Genomic DNA, 21,050 nt, shown 5'->3' with positions numbered 1-21,050 from the left:
CCCTGTTTTTATTGGTAAAGCAGGGGACCGAGCCTTAATAAGGGACCCCTATGATCTCTCATCGAAAACTCGAAACCGTACTGAACCATCTGCTCGAACCGCACGCTATCAAGGATTACTGCCCCAACGGCTTGCAAGTGGAGGGGCGTGAGCGCATTCGCAAGGTAGTGACCGGTGTCACTGCCAGTCAGGCGCTTATCGACGCGGCGGTGGCTGCCGAGGCCGATGCCATTCTGGTCCATCACGGCTACTTCTGGAGCGCTGAACCGGCCCAGATCACCGGCATGAAGCAGCGTCGTCTCAAGACCCTGCTGACCCACGATATCAACCTGTTTGCCTACCATTTGCCGCTGGATGTCCATCCCGAGGTGGGTAACAACGCCCAGCTCGCCAAGCTGCTCGACATCAAGGTACGCCGCGGTCTGGAGCCATGGAACAGCAAGAGCGTCGCCATGGTGGGCAAGCTGGAAGAGCCGATGAGTGGCGCCGACTTTGCCAAGTTGATTGCCGAGCGCCTTGGCCGCGAACCACTCTATTGTGGCGACAGCGGCCCCGAGCTTATCCGTTCCGTGGCCTGGTGCACCGGCGGCGGTCAGAGCTACATCAATCTGGCGGCGGAGCAGGGCATCGATGCCTTTATCTCTGGCGAAGCCTCCGAGCAGACTATTCACACCGCCCGCGAGATGGGGATGCACTTCTACGCCGCTGGCCATCACGCCACCGAGCGTTATGGCATCAAGGCGCTGGGGGAGTGGCTGGCCACAATACATGGCCTGGATGTCACCTTTATCGATATCGACAATCCGGTGTAGGTTCGCTAGCCGAGTAATCCGACGTGACCGCAGCCATCGTGCGGATAGGTAGAAATGACAAGGGAGGCTCTCGCCTCCCTTGTTGCATCTGATATGCAGTTGTTAGCGGTTACTCGCAGGCGTAACCGGCGGGGCCCTGCAGGGCGCCATCCAGTTGCACGGCGCCATCCACCATCTGCAGTCGGCCTTCGCAGAACCAGCGTACCACCAGCGGATAGATGCTGTGCTCCTGCGCCTGTACCCGTGCCGCCACCTCGTCCGCCGTGTCCCCTGCAAAGATGGGCACACGGGCCTGCAGGATCACCGGGCCACCGTCCAGCTCTTCGGTGACGAAGTGGACGCTGGCGCCGTGCTCGCGCTCCCCATCGTCGATAGCGCGCTGGTGGGTGTGCAAACCCTGATACTTGGGCAGCAGGGAGGGGTGGATATTGACCATCCTGCCAGCGAAGTAGCGCACCAGATTGCCGCTCAATATCCGCATAAACCCCGCCAGCACCACCAAGTCAGGTTGAGAGTCTGCCATCAGCGCCAGTAGGGCGGCGTCATACTCTTCCCGGCTGGCAAACTGCTGCTGGGCCAGAATGGAGGTCGCCACGCCTGCTTCTTTGGCGCGAACCAGACCATAGGCATCGGCCTTGTTGCTGATGACGCCGACCACTTCACCAGAAATTTTGCCGCTGGCGCAGCCGTCGAGGATGGTCTGCAGATTGCTGCCGTTGCCGGAGATCAGCACCAGGATGCGCTTCATGGGGGCGGTCATTTGGCTGTTGATCCGGTCATTCATTGAATGATGACCTGCTCCTCACCATCTGCTGCCTTGGCGATATGACCGATGTGCCATGCGTTCTCGCCTTCCGCCTTGAGCAGGGTCAGCGCCTTCTCCAGCTGGTTGGCGGGCAGGGCGATGATCATGCCGACACCGCAGTTGAAGGTGCGATACATCTCGTGACGGGTGACGTTGCCAGCCTGCTGCAGCCAGCTGAACACTGCCGGCCACTGCCAGCTCTGCTCGTCGATCACTGCCTGGGTGTTGGCGGGCAGCACGCGCGGGATGTTCTCCCAGAAGCCGCCACCGGTGATGTGGGACAGGGCGTGGATCTCGCACTCCTTGATGAGCTTGAGCACGGGTTTCACGTAGATACGGGTCGGCTCCAGCAGGGCGTTGGCCAGGGTGGTGTCACCCAGCGGCTGTTGCACGTCGGCCTTGGAGACTTCCAGGATCTTGCGTACCAGCGAGAAGCCGTTGGAGTGGGGGCCGCTGGCGGCCAGGGCGATCAGGGCATCCCCTTCACCAACCTTGCTGCCGTCGATGATTTCGCTCTTCTCCACCACACCGACGCAGAAACCGGCGATGTCGTAGTCTTCCCCTTCATACATACCCGGCATCTCGGCGGTCTCGCCGCCCACCAGGGCGCAGCCTGACTGCTCGCAGCCGGCACCGATCCCGGTGACGACCGCGGCCGCGGTGTCCACGTCCAGCTTGCCGGTGGCATAGTAGTCGAGGAAGAACAGCGGCTCGGCGCCCTGTACGATCAGGTCATTGACGCACATGGCCACCAGATCGATGCCCACGGTGTCGTGCTTCTTCAGGTCGATAGCCAGCCGCAGCTTGGTGCCCACACCATCTGTACCGGAGACCAGTACCGGCTCCTTGTAGCCCGCAGGGATTTGACACAAGGCCCCAAAGCCGCCAAGACCACCAAGGACTTCAGGACGACGAGTGCGCTTTGACACGCCCTTGATACGTTCAACCAGTGCATTGCCGGCATCGATATCTACGCCAGCATCCTTGTAGCTCAGTGAGGTTTTGTCAGTCACGAGTATTCCCCGTCATGTAAAGAAGTGGAGGGTAAAATTCGGGGCGTATTCTAACAGTGGCGGTGAAAAACCAGAAAGGAAATCGTTTGCGCGTTTTTGCGCGGAAATGCTCTACAAGCGGTGGCTTTTGTTGTATGATTCCGCGATTTTTTTGCGGCAGGTTAGAGGAGATAATAATGAAAGTCGTTGAAGTCAAACACCCCCTGGTCAAACACAAGATCGGTCTGATGCGTGAAGGCGATATCAGCACCAAGCGTTTCCGTGAACTGGCCAAAGAAGTGGGCAGTTTGTTGACCTATGAAGCGACCTCTGACTTCGAAACCGAGAAGGTTATCATCGATGGCTGGAATGGGCCAGTAGAAGTTGACCAGATCAAAGGCAAGAAGGTAACCGTCGTACCCATCCTGCGTGCCGGCCTTGGCATGATGGATGGCGTGCTGGAGCACATGCCGAGCGCCCGCGTCAGCGTGGTCGGTATCTACCGCGATGAAGAGACCCTGCAACCGGTTCCCTATTTCGAGAAGATCGTCAGCAACATCGAAGAGCGTCTGGCGCTGGTCATCGATCCGATGCTGGCCACCGGCGGCTCCATGATCGCCACCATCGATCTGTTGAAGAAGAAAGGCTGCCAATCCATCAAGGTGCTGGTACTGGTTGCCGCGCCGGAAGGGATCAAGGCGCTGGAAGCCGCTCACCCGGACGTAGAGCTCTATTGCGCTTCTGTCGACCAGGGGCTGAACGAGAAAGGCTACATCGTGCCGGGTCTGGGCGATGCAGGCGACAAGATCTTCGGTACCAAGTAACTGAATGCTTTAACCTGCTTCCCATGTGGAAGGGGTGATCGGAGCCGGCGTATTGCCGGCTCTGCTGTTTGTGGCCACATGTGCCAGCCTTGCCGCAGGATGCGCCTTGCCGCTACCATAAGCACACTCTCCCATTTCGAGACTCTGTTCATGTTCAAACGTGTTGTGACCGCCCTCTGCTGCGGCTTGTCATTCATGGCCTCGGCCGCTCAAGTGGCCGACCTTTATCAGGGCAAGGCACCGACCAGTGGTGACATGGTGGCCGCTCAAGGGCAGGCACTGGGTCAGGTGCTGATCAAGGTGACCGGCAAGCGCGACATCCTCACCCAGCCGGTGGTGGTCAAGGCGCTGGCGGCACCGGGCGACTATGTCAAAAGCTATGGCTATCAGGATCAGGACTCGGTCAAGTATCTGAAAGCCGAATTCAAGAGTGACAAGGTCAACAGCCTGGTCTCAGAGAGCCAGTTTGCCCTGCTTGGTCCTGCGCGTCCCCAGATGGCAATCTGGCTGGTGGTGGATCAGGGTGAGCGCCGCCTGCTGGCGGATCAATCCAGCGATGGTTGGGCGCAAGCCTTGCGTGAGCAGGCCCAGATGCTGGGGCTGCCCATCAGCATTCCGCTGATGGATCTCGATGACAACATGGCGGTCAGTGCCACCGACGTCTGGGGACGCTTTGCCGACCCGATTTTGCAGGCAAGCCAGCGCTATGGCGCCGAGATGGTGGTGTTGGGCAAGCTGACTCCGGAAGGTGACAAGTGGAGCATCGATTGGGGACTCTACGGCCCCAAAGCGGCCGGTGAAGTGACCGAGCTGACTCGTGGCAATAGCACCGGCACTCAGGCCGAAGTGGCGCAAGGGTTTGCAGATACCCTGGCGGCCTGGCTGGTGAAAAACTACGGTGCTCGCATTTCTGGTCCGGCAACCAGCCAGATCCTGGTGGTAGATGGCCTCTCCGAAGTGGATAGCATGATCGCCGTGCAGAAGATGCTGCAGGGGATGGCAAACGTCAGCAAGGTGGCGATCGGCAAGCTGGAAGGGGATCAGGTTACCTTCAACTTTACCCTGCAAGGGGATCAGGCCGAACTGGTGCGGGCGCTGCAGCTCGAGAGTCGTCTGCACAAGGTTGACGATAATGGCAGCGGTTTGCGTTACCAATGGTCGCAGCCCTGATTTTATAAGGCTTTTGTCTACCGCCCGGCTTGACCGGGCGGTTCTCTATCTGCCTTTGCGATGATACACTTAGCCACAAATGTCACAGTCAAAGCCCAACGAGTGAAGCAACCGGCCCAACTGTCTTTAGCCGTACAACTACCGGATGATGAAACCTTTGTCAGTTTTTATCCCGGCACCAATGCTCATCTGATCACCGCCCTCAAGAATGCGGCTATCGGTCAGGGGTCGCCTTTCCTCTATTTCTGGGGAGCCAAGGGATCCGGACGCTCTCATCTGCTCCATGCCACCTGTGCCGAGGTCAATGCCCGCGATGCAGCGGCGGCCTATCTCTCCCTCGATCAGTTTGAACAGCTCGACCCCAGCATGCTCGATGCCCTCGAAAGTCTGCCGCTGGTCTGCCTCGACAGCATTGAGGCCATCGCCGGCAATGCCGTTTGGGAGCGGGCGCTGTTTGATTTTTACAATCGCTGGCAGGAGAAAGGGGAAGGGACGCTGATCGTCACCGGTTGCAGCGCGCCGCGCAAGCTGGGGCTGCAACTGCCGGATCTCGCCTCGCGCCTCGACTGGGGGGTGAGTTTCTATCTCGAAGAGCTGGATGATGAAGGCAAGCTCAGTGCCCTGCAGTTGCGTGCCGAGCTGCGGGGCTTCAAACTGCCCATCGATGTGGGCCGCTTCCTGCTCAACCGTCTCTCGCGCGATATGCGCACCCTGCTCACCACTCTCAATCAGCTCGACAACGCCTCATTTCGCGCCAAGCGCAAGCTCACCATCCCCTTTGTCAAAGAGATCCTCGAGCTCTGATCCTCTCGGCTGTGTGCGGCTGTGTGCGGTTGTGGCCTGACTTTCGTTTGAATGGCAGATAAAAAGAAACCCCGGCTTCAGGCCGGGGTTTTGCTATTTCAAGACAGCTCTGCCTATCAGTGGAACTGATCTTCTTCGGTCGAACCGGTCAGCGCGGTGACCGAGGATTGGCCGCCCTGAATGACGGTGGTCACCTTGTCGAAGTAACCGGTACCGACCTCCTGCTGGTGGGCCACGAAGGTGTAGCCACGGCTGGCGGCGGCAAATTCCGGCTCCTGCACCATCTCGACGTAGTGCTTCATCCCTTCGCCACGGGCGTACTGGTAAGCCAGTTCGTACATGTGGAACCACATGTTGTGGATACCCGCGAGGGTGATGAACTGGTACTTGTAGCCCATGTCGGACAGCTCCTGCTGGAAGCGGGCGATGGTGGCATCGTCCAGATTCTTCTTCCAGTTGAAGCTCGGGGAGCAGTTGTAGGCCAGGATGCGGTCCGGGAACTTGGCCTTGATTGCTTCGGCAAATTTACGAGCTTCGTCCAGATCCGGCTTGGCGGTTTCACACCACACCATGTCGGCGTAGGGGGCGTAAGCCAGACCGCGAGCGATGGCCTGATCGATACCGGCACGCACCTTGTAGAACCCTTCGGCAGTGCGTTCGCCAGTCAGGAAGTCTGCATCGTACGAGTCAGCGTCAGTGGTCAGCAGGTCAGCGGCGTTTGCGTCGGTACGGGCGATCACCAGGGTGGTGGTGCCGCACACATCGGCTGCCAGACGGGCAGCAACCAGCTTCTGCACCGCTTCCTGAGTCGGTACCAACACCTTGCCGCCCATATGACCGCACTTCTTGACTGATGCCAGCTGATCTTCGAAATGCACGCCAGCGGCACCTGCTTCAATCATCCCTTTCATCAGTTCGAAGGCGTTCAGCACGCCGCCGAAGCCAGCTTCCGCATCCGCCACGATGGGCAGGAAGTAGTCGATAAAGCCCTCATCCTGCGGTCCTACCTTGTTGGCCCACTGGATCTGGTCGGCACGGGCGAAGGAGTTGTTGATGCGCTCCACCACGGACGGCACCGAGTTGGCCGGGTAGAGGGACTGATCCGGATACATGGTGGAGGACAAGTTGTTGTCCGCCGCCACCTGCCAGCCGGAGAGGTAGATCGCCTCGATCCCTGCTTTGGCCTGTTGCACCGCCTGACCGCCGGTCAGGGCGCCGAGGCAGTTGACATAGCCTTTCTTGGCGTCGCCGTGGATCAGACCCCACAGCTTGTCGGCACCACGCTGGGCCAGGGTGTGCACCGGCTGCAAGCTGCCGCGCAGGTTCACCACATCTTCGGCGCTGTAGCCGCGCTTGATCCCTTTCCAGCGGGGGTTTTCCGCCCAGTCTTTCTCGATAGCCTGGATCTGTTGCTCACGGGTCAGTGCCATATCAGTTCCCTCTTTCATTGATTTCACGTTTCCATTGACTTGTTATTGGCGAGCCCCGCTGGGGGCCCGTGATTCAGAGCCGCTCGTAACCGGGCAGCGTCAGAAAATCGATCAGGGTGTCGGCGCAGGTGATCTCTTCCATCAGCTCGCTTGCCTCGGCAAAGCGTCCTGCCTGCCAGCGCGCGGCGCCTACCTCGGCTTTGACCACCTCCAGCTCCTCGGCCAGCATCTGGCGGAACAGCTCCTTGGTCACCACCTTGCCGTTCGACAGGCTCTTGCCGTGGCGGATCCACTGCCAGATGGAGGTGCGGGAGATTTCGGCAGTGGCGGCATCTTCCATCAGACCGTAGATGGGCACGCAGCCGTTGCCGTTGATCCAGGCCTCCAGATATTGCAGGGCGACCCGGATATTGGTGCGCATCCCCGCCTCGGTGCGTTCGCCCTCACAGGGGGCCAGCAGGTCGGCGGCGGTGATGGGGGCATCCTGCTCGCGCAGCACGCCTATCTGGTTCTTGGCACCAACCGCAATGGTGGCGTTGAACACCGCCATGGCGGTATCAGCCAGGCCAGGGTGGGCGACCCAAGTACCGTCGTGACCGTTGTTGGCTTCGCGCTCCTTGTCGGCCTTGACCTTGGCGAAGACCTGATCGTTGACGGCCGCATCCTTGGCCGGAATAAAGGCAGCCATACCGCCCATCGCCAGCGCTCCGCGCTTGTGGCAGGTCTTGATCAGCAGCCGCGAGTAGGCGGAGAGGAACGGCTTGTCCATGGTTACCACCTGACGATCAGGCAGCACCCGATCCGGATGGTTCTTCAAGGTTTTGATATAGCTGAAGATGTAGTCCCAGCGGCCGCAGTTGAGGGCGACGATGTGATCCTTCATCTGATAGAGCAGCTCATCCATCTCGAATACGGCCGGCAGGGTTTCGATCAGCACGGTGGCCTTGATGGTGCCGCGGGGCAGACCGAACTTGTCCTCGGTCCAGGCGAACACTTCGCTCCACCAACGCCCTTCCAGATGGCTCTGCAACTTGGGCACGTAGAAGTAGGGGCCGGAGCCTTTGGCCAGCAGCGCCTGATAGTTGTGCAGGAAGTAGAGAGCAAAATCGAACAGGCCGCCGGGAATGGGCTCGCCATCGAAGGTGACATGTTTTTCCGGCAGGTGCAGACCACGCACCCGGCAGATGAGCACCGCCGGATTGGGGGTCAGGGTGTAGGCCTTTCCTTCTGGACTGGTGTAAGAGATGGTGCCGTTGACCGCATCGCGCAGGTTGATTTGACCCTCGATCACCTTGTTCCAGGCGGGGGCCAGTGAGTCCTCGAAGTCCGCCATGAACACCTTGACGTTGGCGTTGAGGGCGTTGATTACCATCTTGCGCTCGACTGGGCCTGTGATCTCCACACGGCGGTCTTGCAGGTCGGCAGGAATGCCGCGAATGGTCCAGTCACCTTCACGGATGTGGGCGGTTTCCGGCAGGAAGTCCGGCAGCTCGCCGCCATCGATACGGGCCTGGCGTGCCACACGTTGTTTCAGCAATTCCCCTCTTTGGGGAGCAAAACGTTCCACCAGTTCGGAGACCAGAGCCACCGCGTCCGGCGTCAGAATTTGCGCGTATTCGGGTAGCATCTCGCCCTGGATGCGAAGGCGGGCGCTGCAGTGGGTCTGAGCCGGTGCCGACATAAGGTTCACTCCTTTGAGAATTACATTTTGAACTTACTAACTACGACTAAAGTCGAATCCCTGTTCCTGAAACGTTCCCGCAACAACGGGGTAACACGATTGATAAGGTGCGAAATATTGTTGAGTACGTCAACAGTTTTTTTTAAACACCTGTTTTTTGGATATGGTTAAGTTGATGTTTTTTATTGCTTTATTTGGTTGGTGTAAAAGCTCTACGCAGATGGTTATGCTCCTGCTTTTTCCCATCGGACAACGGCTAATTTGGGCCGTTACCCTGCACCTCATTTTGTAACTTATTACGTAATAAAATTACAAATGCAAAAACAAATCCCGACCTAACTCCAGGCTTTGCCAAAACAGCTGTATAAATTGCGTTTGAATGTGGCAATGAATGTTTTGCTATTGCTGACCTAGTTGGTGAACGTGCGTTTTAAACTTGGTGTGGTGATGCAGGCTCTGTTGGCACCAGCGGTTGCAACGATGGAAAGTGAAGCGCAATAACGTAGGTTTGTATCAATTGTCGGGGGGGATGCTGGAGAGGAAAGGGGGAGACGCATCAGTCAATAATACTGCCATCCTTGATAGAATTAGCAGTTTGTCGTTTTTTGCAGATTTCTCGCCAAGGGCCTGAAACGGAGAGCGTTGAACAGGCGATGTGCTGGTGATGAGCAGCCATCTGGCCGGGCTCAATAGTCATCATCCGGTTCGGCCAGATCGATCACATCCAGCTGGATGACCTGTTCATTTTCGCTTTCGGTGTGGCAAGGGGTGTCGTGAGGAACGGAATAAAGCGTAATGGCGGGTGCGAAATCGGTGTTCTGGTTCATGCCTGGTCCTGTGTTGCACGCAAGCCGGACAGTGATCCCTTCACTCGTGTTTCCACCTCCCTGTGTTGTCTACCGGCAGAAAGTTGCGCATCTTAATGAGTTCGGCAAAAAGATTCAAGTGGTTCTGAGTGTTTTTTGTGCTTGATGGGCTGGCATCGTCAGGAGGATAAATCGGAGGCAAAAAAATATCCCAGTCGTTTGACTGGGATATTCTCGGGGAAAATGGTCGGTGTGAGAGGATTCGAACCTCCGACCCTCTACACCCCATGCAGATGCGCTACCTGGCTGCGCTACACACCGACGGAGTCAGACTCGGCTGACGGGGAGGAAGTCTAATAGCATGGCCAAACGGGTGCAACTCCTTTTTTATCATAGAGATGCCGATTGCTTCTTTATTGCTCAGTCGGGATGCGGCTTGGGTCTGACGTGCAGATTTGGCATAATCGCCGCCCTGTCACTGCGAGCTATCATGCCTGCTATCTATGGATTCATCTGACAGGTATGGATAGCTGGAATGTAAACAGCACAATTGAACAATATAAAGAGGGGATGGGCGTGAAACCATCAGAGGTCCCAGAAATACCTAGTCAGGCACAGAGTCAAACCGAGCAGGACGAACAGTGGATGCGCCATGCCATGGCATTGGCCGCCCGGGCCGAAGGGATTGGCGAGATCCCGGTCGGTGCCGTACTGGTGCTGGATGGTCAGGTGGTGGGCGAGGGGTGGAACCGATCCATCAGCGAACACGATGCCTGTGCCCATGCCGAGGTGATGGCAATCCGGGCGGCGGGCAAGCAGCTGGCGAACTACCGGCTGCTCGACACCACTTTTTATGTGACGCTGGAGCCCTGCTGTATGTGTGCCGGTGCGCTGATCCATAGCCGGGTCAAGCGGGTGGTTTACGGCGCCCGAGATCTCAAGACCGGTGCCGCGGGGTCGGTGTTCGAGATCTTGCAGGACCCGCGCCACAATCATAGAGTCGAGCTGACCGGCGGCGTGCTGGCCGATGCCTGCTCGGCTCAGTTGTCGGCCTTCTTCAAGCGCCGCCGCGCCGAGAAAAAGGCAGCCAAACTGGCGCTGCAACAATCAAACGACACCCTTTCCTGAATCATTCGGGGGCAGCGCAGGCTGCCCTTGCTGATTGTCAGCATAAATATTCCTTTATAAACAATGTATTACGCTCATCCGCCTTCGAAGGGAGCCCCGCCTATTTTTCCGCTAACAACCGCTGTTAAAGCGCTCTCGATGTAACAAAACTGTCATGCAACCGCCATATAATGCCGCGAAGCCTAGCTTACATTGAGGTCTTGCATGTCATCGGAATCGTTAAACCTGGTCATGGCGGGCAGTAGAAAACGCCGGATCAAGGATAAATTGGCCAAATATGGCGTCACCACAGGCGGAGCCCTGGTACTGGTGGCGCTGCTGCTTATCTTCTTTTATCTGCTCTATGTGGTGAAACCCATCTTCAATGGCGCCTCCATGGAGCCGACCGCCTCGTTTACCCTGCCCGCCGCAGGGAAGACCGCCTGGCTCGGCGTGGAAGAGCAGAACGAGATCGGCTATCGCTTCAGCGATAAAGGGCAGGTCAACTTCTTTGCGGTGCAGGGAGATGACAAGATCAAGGTCGGCCAGTCACTGGGCCAGGCCCAGGTTGCTGGTGACATCACCACGGTGGCGACCCCGGCACCGGGCCAGCGACTGATCGCCTACGGTTTTGCCGATGGCAAGGCGCAGGTGGTCCAGCCAGCGTTCAAGGTCTCCTATCCCAACGATGTGCGGGTGATTGAACCCAGCCTGCAATATCCCTTCGGCGAAGAGCCGGTGGTGATCGACCCGCAAGGGAAGGCGCTGCAGCTGATGGTGTTCGAAGCCACCAAGGACAAGATGGCGACCGCCGCCGTGACCGAAGATGGCCGTGGCGTGATGACGGTGATGAGCGGTGAGGAGAACTTCCTCTCCGGCGAGATTGAGTGGAGCAGTGAAAACTACACGATTCCCTCCCTGCCGCGCCATGTGGATCAGATGTTGCTGACCCCCAATCTGCGGATCCTGTTCGTGCGCGAGGGCAATCGCCTCTCCGTCTATGACATTCACAACCTGAGCGAGATCTCCCTGCGCAACGTGCTGGAGATCAATGCCTCCAACGCCAACGTGACCCGGGTTCAGCTGCTCTCCGGCGCCTCTTCGTTGCTGGTCGGCAATGACAACGGCGTCATCTCCCAGTGGTTCGAAGTGGCGAAGGATGGCAAGCGCCAGTTCACCCAAATTCGTGACTTCAAGGGCGATGGCGCGGTGGATCTGCTGACTCCCGAGCACTTTCGCAAAGGCTTCATCAGTGCCGACAAGGACGGCATCATCAGCTTCTTCCACGCCACCGGCGAGACCAAGCTGCTGACCGAGACGGTGGAAGGGGGCGAACTCTCTGCCCTGGCCATCTCCCCCCGTCACAATCTGTTGCTGATGCAGCAAGGGAACAGCTTCAAGCTCTTCTCGGTGGAGAACGAACACCCCGAAGTGACCTGGTCTGCCCTGTGGCAACAGGTGTGGTACGAAGGGTATCCGGAGCCCCAGTATGTGTGGCAATCCACCTCCGCCAGCAACGACTTTGAAGCCAAGCTGAGTTTGGTGCCGCTGGTCTTCGGTACGCTGAAAGCTTCTTTCTACGCCATGGTGTTTGCTGTGCCGCTCGGCGTGGCCGGTGCCATCTATACCGCCTACTTCATGTCGGCGGGGCTGCGCAAATACGTCAAGCCGACGGTCGAGATCATGGCGGCGCTGCCGACCGTTATCCTGGGCTTCCTGGCGGGTCTGTGGCTGGCACCCATCATCGAGGGTGCGTTGCCCGGGGTGATCCTGCTGCTGGTATTGCTGCCGATGGGGATGCTGCTGACTGCACTGCTCTGGAACTATCTGCCGGAGCGCGGCAAGTCCTGGCTGCCTGAAGGGTGGCACGCCATCCTGCTGATCCCGGTGCTGCTGCTGATTGGCTGGGGGGCCTTCGCCCTGAGCCCGCTCATCGAGAATGCCTTTATGCACGGCGATTCGCGCATCTGGCTGACTCACGAAATGGGCATCAAGTTTGACCAGCGCAACTCGCTGGTGGTCGGTATCGCCATGGGCTTCGCGGTCATCCCCACCATCTTCTCCATCGCTGAAGATGCGGTCTTCTCGGTGCCCAAGCACCTGACCCAGGGCTCGCTGGCGCTGGGGGCCACCCCGTGGCAGACCCTGAGCCGGGTGGTGATCCTCACGGCCAGCCCGGGCATCTTCTCGGCGGTGATGATGGGTCTTGGCCGCGCCGTGGGCGAGACCATGATCGTGCTGATGGCGACCGGCAACACCCCCATCATGGACTTCTCGATGTTCCAGGGGCTGCGCACCCTCGCCGCCAACATAGCGGTGGAGATGCCGGAATCGGAAGTGGGCAGCTCCCACTATCGGGTACTGTTCCTCGCGGCCTTCGTCCTGTTTGTGTTCACCTTTTTGTTCAACACCCTGGCCGAGTTTGTCCGTCAGCGGTTGCGTGAAAAATACAGCTCGATGTAAGGGGCGACTCTGTAATGGACAAGGAATCGACAATGGGTAAGTGGTTTAAATCAGGGGCCCCCTGGATCTGGATGACCGGCGGTGCCGTCAGCCTGAGTCTGGTGGCGGTACTGGGTCTGCTGCTGCTGATCGGCTGGCGTGGTCTGGTCTACTTCTGGCCGCACCCTATCTATGAGTGGCAGCTGGAAGACGCCAGCGGCAACAAGAGCGTACTGATCGGCGAAATCAACGATCGCGAGCAGGTTCCGGTGGAGCGACTGCGCGCCGCAGGTCTGGCGCTGGAAGGGGAAGAGCGCGAGCTGCTGACCCGCTATCTGGTCAAGACCGGCAACCGCGAGTTTGTTGACCTCGATTTTCGCTGGGTGCTGGAGACGGACATCAAGTCCCAGAGCCAGCCGGCCGAGCTGGCCATGGTTGAGCGTGCCACCAACGGCAACTTCTATGGCTATATCGTCGGGGTGAAAGAGGATGGCCGCGAGCTCACCTCGGATCTGCATCCTGCCTTGCAGCGGGTGCTGGCGCGAGCCAATGCCCTTTCAGAACAGGCCAACGATCTGCAAAAAGGGGACATCGGCAGCATCAACTATCAACTGGAGCGGCTGCGCCTGAAAGAGCGCAAGGCCGAGCTGGATGACAAGCTGACCGAGCAGCTCAAAGCCGAACTGGCCAGCGAGCGTCAAGCTCTCAACGATCGTTATCAGGTGCTGGAAAAAGAGCTCTTCTCACTGCGCAGTCAGGCCGATCGCGACGCCATCACCGTCAAGGATATGCGTGGCGAGCTGGTGACCATGCCGATGTCCAAGGTACTGGATGTGGTATGGCCCAACGACATGAGCCTGCTGGCCAAGGTGGGTCACTGGTTCCACCAGATCGGCAAGTTCGTCTCTGACGATCCCCGTGAAGCCAACACCGAGGGCGGGGTGTTCCCGGCCATCTTCGGTACTGTGTTCATGGTGTTCCTGATGGCGATCATCGTGACCCCGCTGGGGGTGGTAGCGGCGGTCTACCTGCACGAATATGCTGGCAAGAACAGTCTGACCAAGATCATCCGCATTGCGGTGATCAACCTGGCGGGCGTGCCCTCCATCGTTTACGGCGTGTTTGGTCTGGGCTTCTTCGTCTACACGCTCGGTGGCTCGCTGGATCAGCTGTTCTACCCGGAAGCTCTGCCGAGCCCGACCTTTGGTTCACCCGGCGTGATTTGGTCGGCGCTGACCCTGGCCATCCTGACCCTGCCGGTGGTGATTGTCTCCACCGAAGAGGGGCTGGCGCGGATCCCGAGCTCCATCCGTCAGGGCTCGCTGGCACTGGGCGCGACCCAGGCCGAGACCCTGTGGCGCATTGTGCTGCCGATGGCGAGCCCGGCCATCATGACCGGCCTTATTCTGGCGATTGCCCGTGCAGCCGGTGAAGTGGCGCCGCTGATGCTGGTGGGGGTGGTAAAACTGGCACCGACCCTGCCGATGGATGGCAACTTCCCGTATCTGCATGTGGAGCGCAAGTTCATGCACCTGGGCTTCCACATCTATGACGTCGGCTTCCAGAGCCCCAACGTCGAGGCGGCCCGCCCGTTGGTCTACGCCACCTCCTTCCTGCTGGTGACGGTGATCGTGGGTCTGAACCTGACCGCTATCGGTATTCGTAACCACTTGCGCGAAAAATTCCGGTCGCTGGAGCATTAATCCGGCGCCGCTTGAGTGATACAAGAGTGAGATAACAGAGGGGCGGCCGAGCGCGAGCCGCCATCTCTCTGCACCAATACGTGAGGGGCGCTGGCAGCTGTCCGGCCACTCCAGATAGATTTTGAGGTAACAGATGATCAACGTAACGACCACGTCTACCCAGCACACCGCGCTGGACCTGCTCAACCTGACCCCGGAGCAGACCGCGCTGGAGGTGAAGGATCTCAACCTGTACTACGGCAGCAAGCAGGCGCTGTTCAACGTCAACATGAAGATCCCTAAAGGGCAGGTGACCGCCTTTATCGGCCCGTCAGGCTGTGGCAAATCGACCCTGCTGCGCTGCATCAACCGGATGAACGATCTGGTGGAGATCTGCCGCATCGAGGGGGAAATCCAACTACACGGCCACAACATCTATGACAAGAGCGTCGATGTTTCCGCCCTGCGCCGTCAGGTGGGCATGGTGTTCCAGCGCCCGAACCCGTTCCCCAAGTCCATCTACGAGAACGTGGTCTATGGTCTGCGCCTGCAGGGGATCAACGATCGTCGCACTCTGGATGAAGCGGCCGAGCGCTCCCTGCGTGGTGCGGCCCTGTGGGACGAGGTGAAGGATCGTCTGCACGACAACGCCTTCGGTCTCTCCGGTGGTCAGCAGCAGCGTCTGGTGATTGCCCGTGCCATCGCCATCGAGCCGGAAGTGTTGCTGCTCGATGAACCGACCTCGGCGCTCGACCCCATCTCCACCCTCACCATCGAGGAGCTGATCAACGAGCTCAAGAGCCAGTTCACCGTGGTGATCGTGACCCACAACATGCAACAGGCTGCGCGCGTGTCGGATCAGACTGCCTTCATGTATATGGGCGAGCTTATCGAGTACTCGGATACCAATACCATTTTCACCACCCCGGCCAAGAAAAAGACCGAAGATTACATTACCGGTCGTTACGGCTAAGGAGAGGAGAGGATGAATCTCAGCAAACAGATTGGCAGTCGGTTCAACGGCTAAGGCATAATCGGAGCAATCAAGGATTATTTGTATGGACAATATGAACCTCAATAAACACATCTCCGGTCAGTTCAATGCCGAGCTAGAGAGCGTGCGCAACCAGGTGCTGGTGATGGGCGGTCTGGTGGAGCAGCAACTCACCGACGCCATCGCGGCGATCCACGATCAGGATCTCGATGCGGCGCGCAAGATCGTGGCCAACGACCACAAGGTCAACGCGATGGAAGTGGCGATCGACGAGGAGTGCACCCGCATCATCGCCAAGCGTCAGCCGACTGCCTCCGACCTGCGACTGGTGATGGCCATCATCAAGACCATCACCGATCTGGAGCGCATTGGCGACGTGGCCGACAAGATCGCCCGCATGCTGACCGACAACGCCAACAAGCCGCAGCCGCCGCTGGTGTCGCTGGAGAACATGGGCCGTCGTACCATCAAGATGCTGCACGATGTGCTCGACGCCTTCGCCCGCATGGATCTGGATGCGGCGCTGGCGGTCTACAAGGAAGATGACAAGGTAGACCGGGAGTACGAGTCCATCATCCGCGAGCTGATGACCTATATGATGGAAGATCCCCGCACCATCCCCCAGGTCCTCAACGTCCTGTGGGCGGCGCGAGCCATCGAGCGGGTCGGCGATCGCTGCCAGCACATCTGCGAGTACATCGTCTACTACGTGAAAGGCAAGGATGTGCGCCACACCAAGGCGGACGATCTGGGCACCTTGCTGGGCAAGGGCTAACCGGAAGTGAATAAAAAGGCGCGTGAAGCGCCTTTTTTGTTGCATAACTGGTCGGAGTAAGATAAAGCCCCCAACTGGCTGTTTTCTGATAGAATACTCCCCCTGTGTGAGTCCCGGATGGGCTCACGGTCCGGTCTCCCGGGCCCAGTTTGCCGTCTTGTGCTAAGGCGGGTGTAACAATAGGTTAATCATGAGTTTTGCCGATAGTTTGTTCTTTTTAATGCTGCTGGTTGGCGGCAGTGTGTTCTTCTCCCTCTCCGAGATCTCTCTCGCCGCGTCTCGCAAAATCAAATTGCAGGTGATGGCGGATGAAGGTAATCGCCAGGCCGAAAAGGTGCTGGCCCTGCAGGCCCAGCCGGGCAACTTTTTCACCGTGGTGCAGATTGGCCTCAATACCGTCGCCATTCTGGGCGGTATCCTGGGTGAGTCTGCCCTCAACCCCGCCATCAAGGGGATTGTCTCCCAGTTCTACCAGGGCCCCTGGCTTGGCGAGATCAGCTCCGGTGCCTCCTTCGTGTTCGTCACCGGCATGTTTATCCTGATCGCCGACCTGATGCCCAAGCGTCTGGCCATGACCATGCCCGAGCAGATTGCCGTGGTGGTGGTGCGCCCCATGCTCTTCTTCGTCACCGTGCTGATGCCGCTGGTGTGGGTCTTCAACGGATTGGCCAACTCCCTGTTCCGTCTGATGCGCGTCTCCACGGTGCGTAACGACGAGATCACCTCCGACGATATCTATGCGGTGATGGATGCCGGTGCCGAGGCGGGGGTTATCCAGCGCGAGGAGCATCAGCTCATCGAGAACGTGTTCGAGTTGCAGTCCCTTGGTGTCACCTCTGCCATGACGGCCCGCGAGAGCCTCATCTACTTCACCCTGCAAGAGAGTGAAGAGAGCATCAAGGCCAAGATCGCCGAACATCCCCACAACAAGTTTCTGGTCTGTGACCACAACCTCGACAGCATCAAGGGCTTTGTCGATGCCAAAGAGTTGCTGATCCGCGTTATCGGCGGCCAGAGCATCGACCTGATCGGTGGCAACCTGGTGCAGAACGTCATCATTATCCCCGATACCCTGAACCTCTATGAGGCGATGGAGTACTTCAAGAATCATCGTGGCGACTTTGCCGTGGTGATGAACGAGTACGCGCTGGTGGTGGGGATTGTCACCATGAACGACCTGATGAGCACCGTCATGGGCGAGTGGGCTACCCACGTGGTGGAAGAGCAGATCGTCCAGCGCGACGAAAACTCCTGGCTGGTGGACGGGGTCACCCCCATCTCCGACGTGATGCGCGCCTTCGATATCGAAGAGTTCCCCGAGAACCAGAATTACGAGACCATCGCCGGCTTTATCATGTATATGCTGCGCAAGATCCCCAAGCGCACTGACTCGGTCAAATACGCCGGTTACAAGTTCGAAGTGGTGGATATCGACAGTTACAAGATTGATCAGCTGCTGGTTACCCGGGTCGAACCGGCTGTGGCCGAGAAGCCAGCTCAGTAATCGTAAAAGGAGCGACATAAGAGTCATGAAGATGCAGTCTCATTCCCGTGCGCTGGCCTGTGTCGCGCTCGCCCTGGCACTGGGTGCCTGTAGTCAGAGTGCGCCGCGCAAAGCCACAGTGGCAGCCAAGCCGGTAACCCCCAAGCCTGCCGTGGTCGTGCCGCAGCCGGATCCCGATGCGGTGGTGCAAAGCGGCATGGCCGAGCCGAGCCCGGTCTTTGATGAGCAATACCATGGCCCGGATCAGGGGTCGCTGGAGTCGGTGACCGCCCTGTTTGCCCGTGGCTACATCGAGTCCGCCATGCGCGAGACCATGCTGGCAGCGGTGCACAATGACTATCCGCTGCTCGGCATGCGGGATGTGCGGTTGACCGATCCGGTCTCCAAATTCCTCACCTCCAGCCATGCGGCCACCACGGCCCATGACTACCTCTATGCGGGGGTGCAGCGTCGTCTCGGTCGTCCGCTCAGCCCTGCCCAGTGGGAGCAGATCTGGCGCGGCTTGCCGCAGCAGGGTCGGGTTTCCGACTGGGTCAAGCAGATCAAGCGAGTGCTGGCCGGGCGTTAAGTTACCAGCGGATCAAGATAGTGATGAGGCCACCTTCGGGTGGCCTCTTGCATTTCTGCGTTTGCCTCGCCGTTTGCACGCTGATTTCTGCTGATACTGATTGCCGCCCGTGGCACTTTGTTTTATCTTGCCTTGGCCATCTAAACATCCATATGTTTTTATGGCTGCATAATAAAAGGCTTCACAGTATGAAGCGGGACGATCTGCAGCGATTCGATGCGAAACCGCAGATCAACAAAACAAACAGATAAATACGCAAATAAACAACGCACATAACTAAGAGACACGACAGATGGAAACCAGGGAATTGTGGGTGCTGGATGGGGGCATGGGGCGCGAGCTGGCACGGCGGGGGGCTCCGTTTCGTCAACCAGAGTGGTCGGCGCTGGCCTTGATGGAGGCGCCAGAGACGGTGCGTGACGTGCATCAGGCCTATGTAGCGAGCGGAGCCAGGGTCATCACCACCAACAGCTATGCGCTGGTGCCGTTTCATATCGGCGATGAGCGTTTCTTTGCCGACGGGGAGTGGCTGGCAGCGCTGGCTGGTCAACTGGCCCGTGAGGTGGCTGACGCGCAGAAGGGCGCCGTGCGGGTGGCGGGTTCTCTGCCACCGCTGTTTGGCTCCTACCGTGCCGACCTGTTCAAGGCGGACCGGGTGAGCGAGCTGGCGACGCCGCTTATCCGGGCGCTATCCCCTTATGTGGATATCTGGCTGGCCGAGACTATGAGCCTGATTGCCGAGCCACTGGCCCTGAAAGCGCTGTTGCCTGACGATGGCAAGCCGTTCTGGGTCTCCTTCACGCTGGAAGATGAGGCGCCGGGCAACGAGCCGCGACTGCGTTCCGGCGAGCGGGTGGCCGATGCGGTTAGCGCGCTGGTGGCGGCCGGGGTCGATGCCATCCTGTTCAACTGCTGTCAGCCCGAGGTGATCGAGGGGGCGCTCAAGGTGGCAAGTGCCGCGTTGCAGGCAAAGGGTCGCAGCGACATCCGGCTCGGCGCCTATGCCAACGCTTTCCCGCCGCAGCCCAAAGATGCCACCGCCAACGACGGACTGGACGAGATCCGCGCCGATCTGGGGCCGCTGGACTATCTCGGCTGGGCCGAGCGCTGGCGCGCGGCCGGCGCGAGCCTCATCGGCGGCTGCTGCGGCATCGGCCCCGAGCATATTCAGGCGCTGAGCAGCCGGTTGCGCTAAGGAGCTTCCATGAAAGAGAGCAAGATTGGGCTCTGGTCACTCACCGCGCTGGTGTTCAGCTCCATGGTGGGGGCGGGGATCTTCAGCCTGCCCCAGAACATGGCCGAGGTGGCGGGGGCGCGCGCCGTGCTGATCGGCTGGGGCGTGACGGGTGTGGGCATCCTGGCGCTCGCCATGAGTTTTCTCTATCTGTCGCGGTTAAGGCCGGATCTCGACGGCGGCATCTACAGCTACGCCCGCGCCGGTTTCGGCGATCTGGTGGGCTTCTTCTCCGCCTGGGGGTACTGGCTCTGCGCCACCATCGGCGTGGTGGGCTATCTGGTGATCGCCTTCGCGGCGCTGGGCAGCTTCGTCGATACCCCGGGGCAGATCTGGTTTGGCGAGGGCAACACCCTGGCGGCCTTCATCGGCGAGTCTTGCATCCTCTGGGCTGTGCACCTGCTGGTGGCCCGGGGCGTGCAACAGGCGGCGCTGTTCAATCTGGTGGCGACTCTGGCCAAGAGCCTGCCGCTGCTGCTGTTTATCCTGTTCGCCTGCTACTGGTTCGACCCGGTCACCTTCGCGGCGGATCAGCAGGGCAGCACTCTGGCGGTGCCGGTCTCCGAGCAGGTGCGCAACACCATGCTGATCACCCTCTGGGTCTTCACCGGTATCGAGGGGGCAGCGGTGCTCTCGGCCAGGGCGAGAAAAAAGCGGGATGTGGGTACCGCCACTGTGCTTGGTGTGGTGCTGGCGCTGCTGCTCTATGTGCTTATCTCGGTGCTGGCGCTGGGGATCTTGAGTCGCCCCGAGCTGGCGGCACTGCCCAACCCCTCCATGGCAGGGCTGATGGCCCAGATGACCGGCTCCTGGGGCAAGCTGCTCATCAGCATCGGCCTTATCGTCTCGGTGCTCGCCTCCTATGTGAGCTGGACCCTCTTTTCGGCCGAGGTGCCGTTCAGCGCGGCTCGACACGGCGCCTTCCCTGCCATCTTCCGGTGCCAGAACCGTAACGGGACGCCTATCGCCTCGCTCTGGCTCACCAGCCTGACGGTGCAGACATGCCTGCTGCTGGTGTGGCTGCTCGGCAAGGGCTACACCAGCCTGCTGCTTATCTCCACCTCGATGATCCTGGTGCCCTACCTGCTGATCGGTCTGTTTTTGCTCAAGCTCTCGTTCAGCAGGAAGGGCGAGGGCGGGCAGGGCAATAGCCTGATGCGGGCGGTGGCGCTGGTGTCGAGCGGTTACGGCTTCTGGCTGCTCTATGCCGCCGGGGTGGAGTATCTGCTGCTCTCCTTGCTGCTTTACGGGCCGGGTCTGCTGCTGTTTCTCTACAGCCGCCGTCAGCTGGGGGCGGATCTGCGCCTGAGCGGCCGCGAGCGATGGCTGGCTGGAGTGACCTTGCTGAGCCTGATCCCTGCCGTCTGGTCGTTCGCCCATCTCTGACATCGAAGATGTGACTGACCATAAAAGAGAGCGC

General features: G+C 59.3%; 18 protein-coding genes and 1 tRNA gene. 13 read left to right on the top strand and 6 right to left on the bottom strand.

What is annotated here, in order from left to right:
* The first annotated feature begins 50 nt into the window (after positions 1-50).
* Complete coding sequence (locus tag ACTG1P_RS05360) at positions 51-812, top strand: Nif3-like dinuclear metal center hexameric protein (RefSeq protein ID WP_440000688.1); 762 nt, start codon at positions 51-53, stop codon at positions 810-812.
* A gap of 109 nt (positions 813-921) precedes the next feature.
* On the opposite strand, the gene purN is transcribed toward ACTG1P_RS05360, so the two are convergent.
* On the bottom strand, positions 922-1,560 hold the full coding sequence (gene purN, locus ACTG1P_RS05355) for a phosphoribosylglycinamide formyltransferase (RefSeq protein WP_440000687.1): 639 nt from the start codon (positions 1,558-1,560) through the stop codon (positions 922-924).
* A 32-nt stretch (positions 1,561-1,592) separates the two neighbouring features.
* The gene (gene purM, locus ACTG1P_RS05350) at positions 1,593-2,630 is read right to left on the bottom strand and encodes a phosphoribosylformylglycinamidine cyclo-ligase (protein WP_440000686.1); all 1,038 of its coding nucleotides are present in this window, start codon (positions 2,628-2,630) and stop codon (positions 1,593-1,595) included.
* Between the two features lie 176 nt (positions 2,631-2,806).
* On the opposite strand from purM, the gene upp reads away from it, so the two are divergent.
* The 3 genes from upp (at position 2,807) to hda (ending at position 5,407) form a co-directional block, all read left to right on the top strand.
* Positions 2,807-3,433: a uracil phosphoribosyltransferase gene (gene upp, locus ACTG1P_RS05345; RefSeq protein ID WP_005334115.1), complete on the top strand. Its 627-nt coding sequence runs from the start codon at positions 2,807-2,809 to the stop codon at positions 3,431-3,433.
* Positions 3,434-3,583: 150 nt separating this feature from the next.
* Positions 3,584-4,603 (top strand): DUF2066 domain-containing protein, encoded by a 1,020-nt coding sequence (locus ACTG1P_RS05340; RefSeq protein WP_440000685.1) that lies wholly within the window; start codon positions 3,584-3,586, stop codon positions 4,601-4,603.
* A 102-nt stretch (positions 4,604-4,705) separates the two neighbouring features.
* Positions 4,706-5,407, top strand: a complete 702-nt coding sequence (gene hda, locus ACTG1P_RS05335) for a DnaA inactivator Hda (protein WP_440000684.1) — start codon at positions 4,706-4,708, stop codon at positions 5,405-5,407.
* Positions 5,408-5,523: 116 nt separating this feature from the next.
* Here the strand turns inward: hda and aceA are convergent, their stop codons facing one another.
* The 4 genes from aceA to ACTG1P_RS05315 all read right to left on the bottom strand — a co-directional run bounded on the left by aceA (position 5,524) and on the right by ACTG1P_RS05315 (position 9,645).
* Positions 5,524-6,837, bottom strand: a complete 1,314-nt coding sequence (gene aceA / locus ACTG1P_RS05330) for an isocitrate lyase (protein ID WP_005334111.1) — start codon at positions 6,835-6,837, stop codon at positions 5,524-5,526.
* A gap of 73 nt (positions 6,838-6,910) precedes the next feature.
* Positions 6,911-8,518 (bottom strand): malate synthase A, encoded by a 1,608-nt coding sequence (aceB, locus tag ACTG1P_RS05325; RefSeq protein ID WP_440000683.1) that lies wholly within the window; start codon positions 8,516-8,518, stop codon positions 6,911-6,913.
* A 686-nt stretch (positions 8,519-9,204) separates the two neighbouring features.
* Positions 9,205-9,345, bottom strand: coding sequence for a hypothetical protein (locus tag ACTG1P_RS05320; RefSeq protein WP_005334106.1), 141 nt, complete (start codon positions 9,343-9,345; stop codon positions 9,205-9,207).
* A 223-nt stretch (positions 9,346-9,568) separates the two neighbouring features.
* Positions 9,569-9,645, bottom strand: a tRNA-Pro gene (locus tag ACTG1P_RS05315).
* 249 nt (positions 9,646-9,894) lie between these two features.
* Between ACTG1P_RS05315 and tadA the strand changes: the two genes are divergently transcribed.
* The 9 genes from tadA (at position 9,895) to ACTG1P_RS05270 (ending at position 21,016) form a co-directional block, all read left to right on the top strand.
* Positions 9,895-10,452, top strand: a complete 558-nt coding sequence (gene tadA / locus ACTG1P_RS05310) for a tRNA adenosine(34) deaminase TadA (RefSeq protein WP_440000682.1) — start codon at positions 9,895-9,897, stop codon at positions 10,450-10,452.
* Between the two features lie 204 nt (positions 10,453-10,656).
* On the top strand, positions 10,657-12,894 hold the full coding sequence (locus ACTG1P_RS05305; protein WP_440000681.1) for an ABC transporter permease subunit: 2,238 nt from the start codon (positions 10,657-10,659) through the stop codon (positions 12,892-12,894).
* 32 nt (positions 12,895-12,926) lie between these two features.
* Positions 12,927-14,576 (top strand): phosphate ABC transporter permease PstA, encoded by a 1,650-nt coding sequence (pstA, locus tag ACTG1P_RS05300; RefSeq protein WP_440000680.1) that lies wholly within the window; start codon positions 12,927-12,929, stop codon positions 14,574-14,576.
* 133 nt (positions 14,577-14,709) lie between these two features.
* Entirely contained in the window at positions 14,710-15,528 is an 819-nt protein-coding gene (gene pstB / locus ACTG1P_RS05295) for a phosphate ABC transporter ATP-binding protein PstB (protein ID WP_005334102.1), read from the top strand.
* An 85-nt stretch (positions 15,529-15,613) separates the two neighbouring features.
* Complete coding sequence (phoU, locus tag ACTG1P_RS05290) at positions 15,614-16,324, top strand: phosphate signaling complex protein PhoU (protein WP_005334097.1); 711 nt, start codon at positions 15,614-15,616, stop codon at positions 16,322-16,324.
* Between the two features lie 190 nt (positions 16,325-16,514).
* Positions 16,515-17,828 (top strand): hemolysin family protein, encoded by a 1,314-nt coding sequence (locus ACTG1P_RS05285; RefSeq protein ID WP_440000679.1) that lies wholly within the window; start codon positions 16,515-16,517, stop codon positions 17,826-17,828.
* A gap of 25 nt (positions 17,829-17,853) precedes the next feature.
* A complete protein-coding gene (locus tag ACTG1P_RS05280) occupies positions 17,854-18,396 on the top strand; it encodes a hypothetical protein (protein WP_440000678.1) in 543 nt (180 codons plus the stop codon).
* Between the two features lie 292 nt (positions 18,397-18,688).
* A complete protein-coding gene (locus ACTG1P_RS05275) occupies positions 18,689-19,591 on the top strand; it encodes a homocysteine S-methyltransferase family protein (RefSeq protein ID WP_440000677.1) in 903 nt (300 codons plus the stop codon).
* Between the two features lie 9 nt (positions 19,592-19,600).
* Positions 19,601-21,016: a basic amino acid/polyamine antiporter gene (locus ACTG1P_RS05270; protein WP_440000676.1), complete on the top strand. Its 1,416-nt coding sequence runs from the start codon at positions 19,601-19,603 to the stop codon at positions 21,014-21,016.
* The last annotated feature ends 34 nt before the right edge of the window (positions 21,017-21,050 follow it).

The organism is Aeromonas sp. 11P, assembly GCF_051920165.1.
In the GTDB taxonomy this organism is placed as follows: Bacteria; Pseudomonadota; Gammaproteobacteria; order Enterobacterales; family Aeromonadaceae; genus Aeromonas; species Aeromonas veronii.
This window is presented reverse-complemented; position numbering and strand designations above follow the sequence as displayed.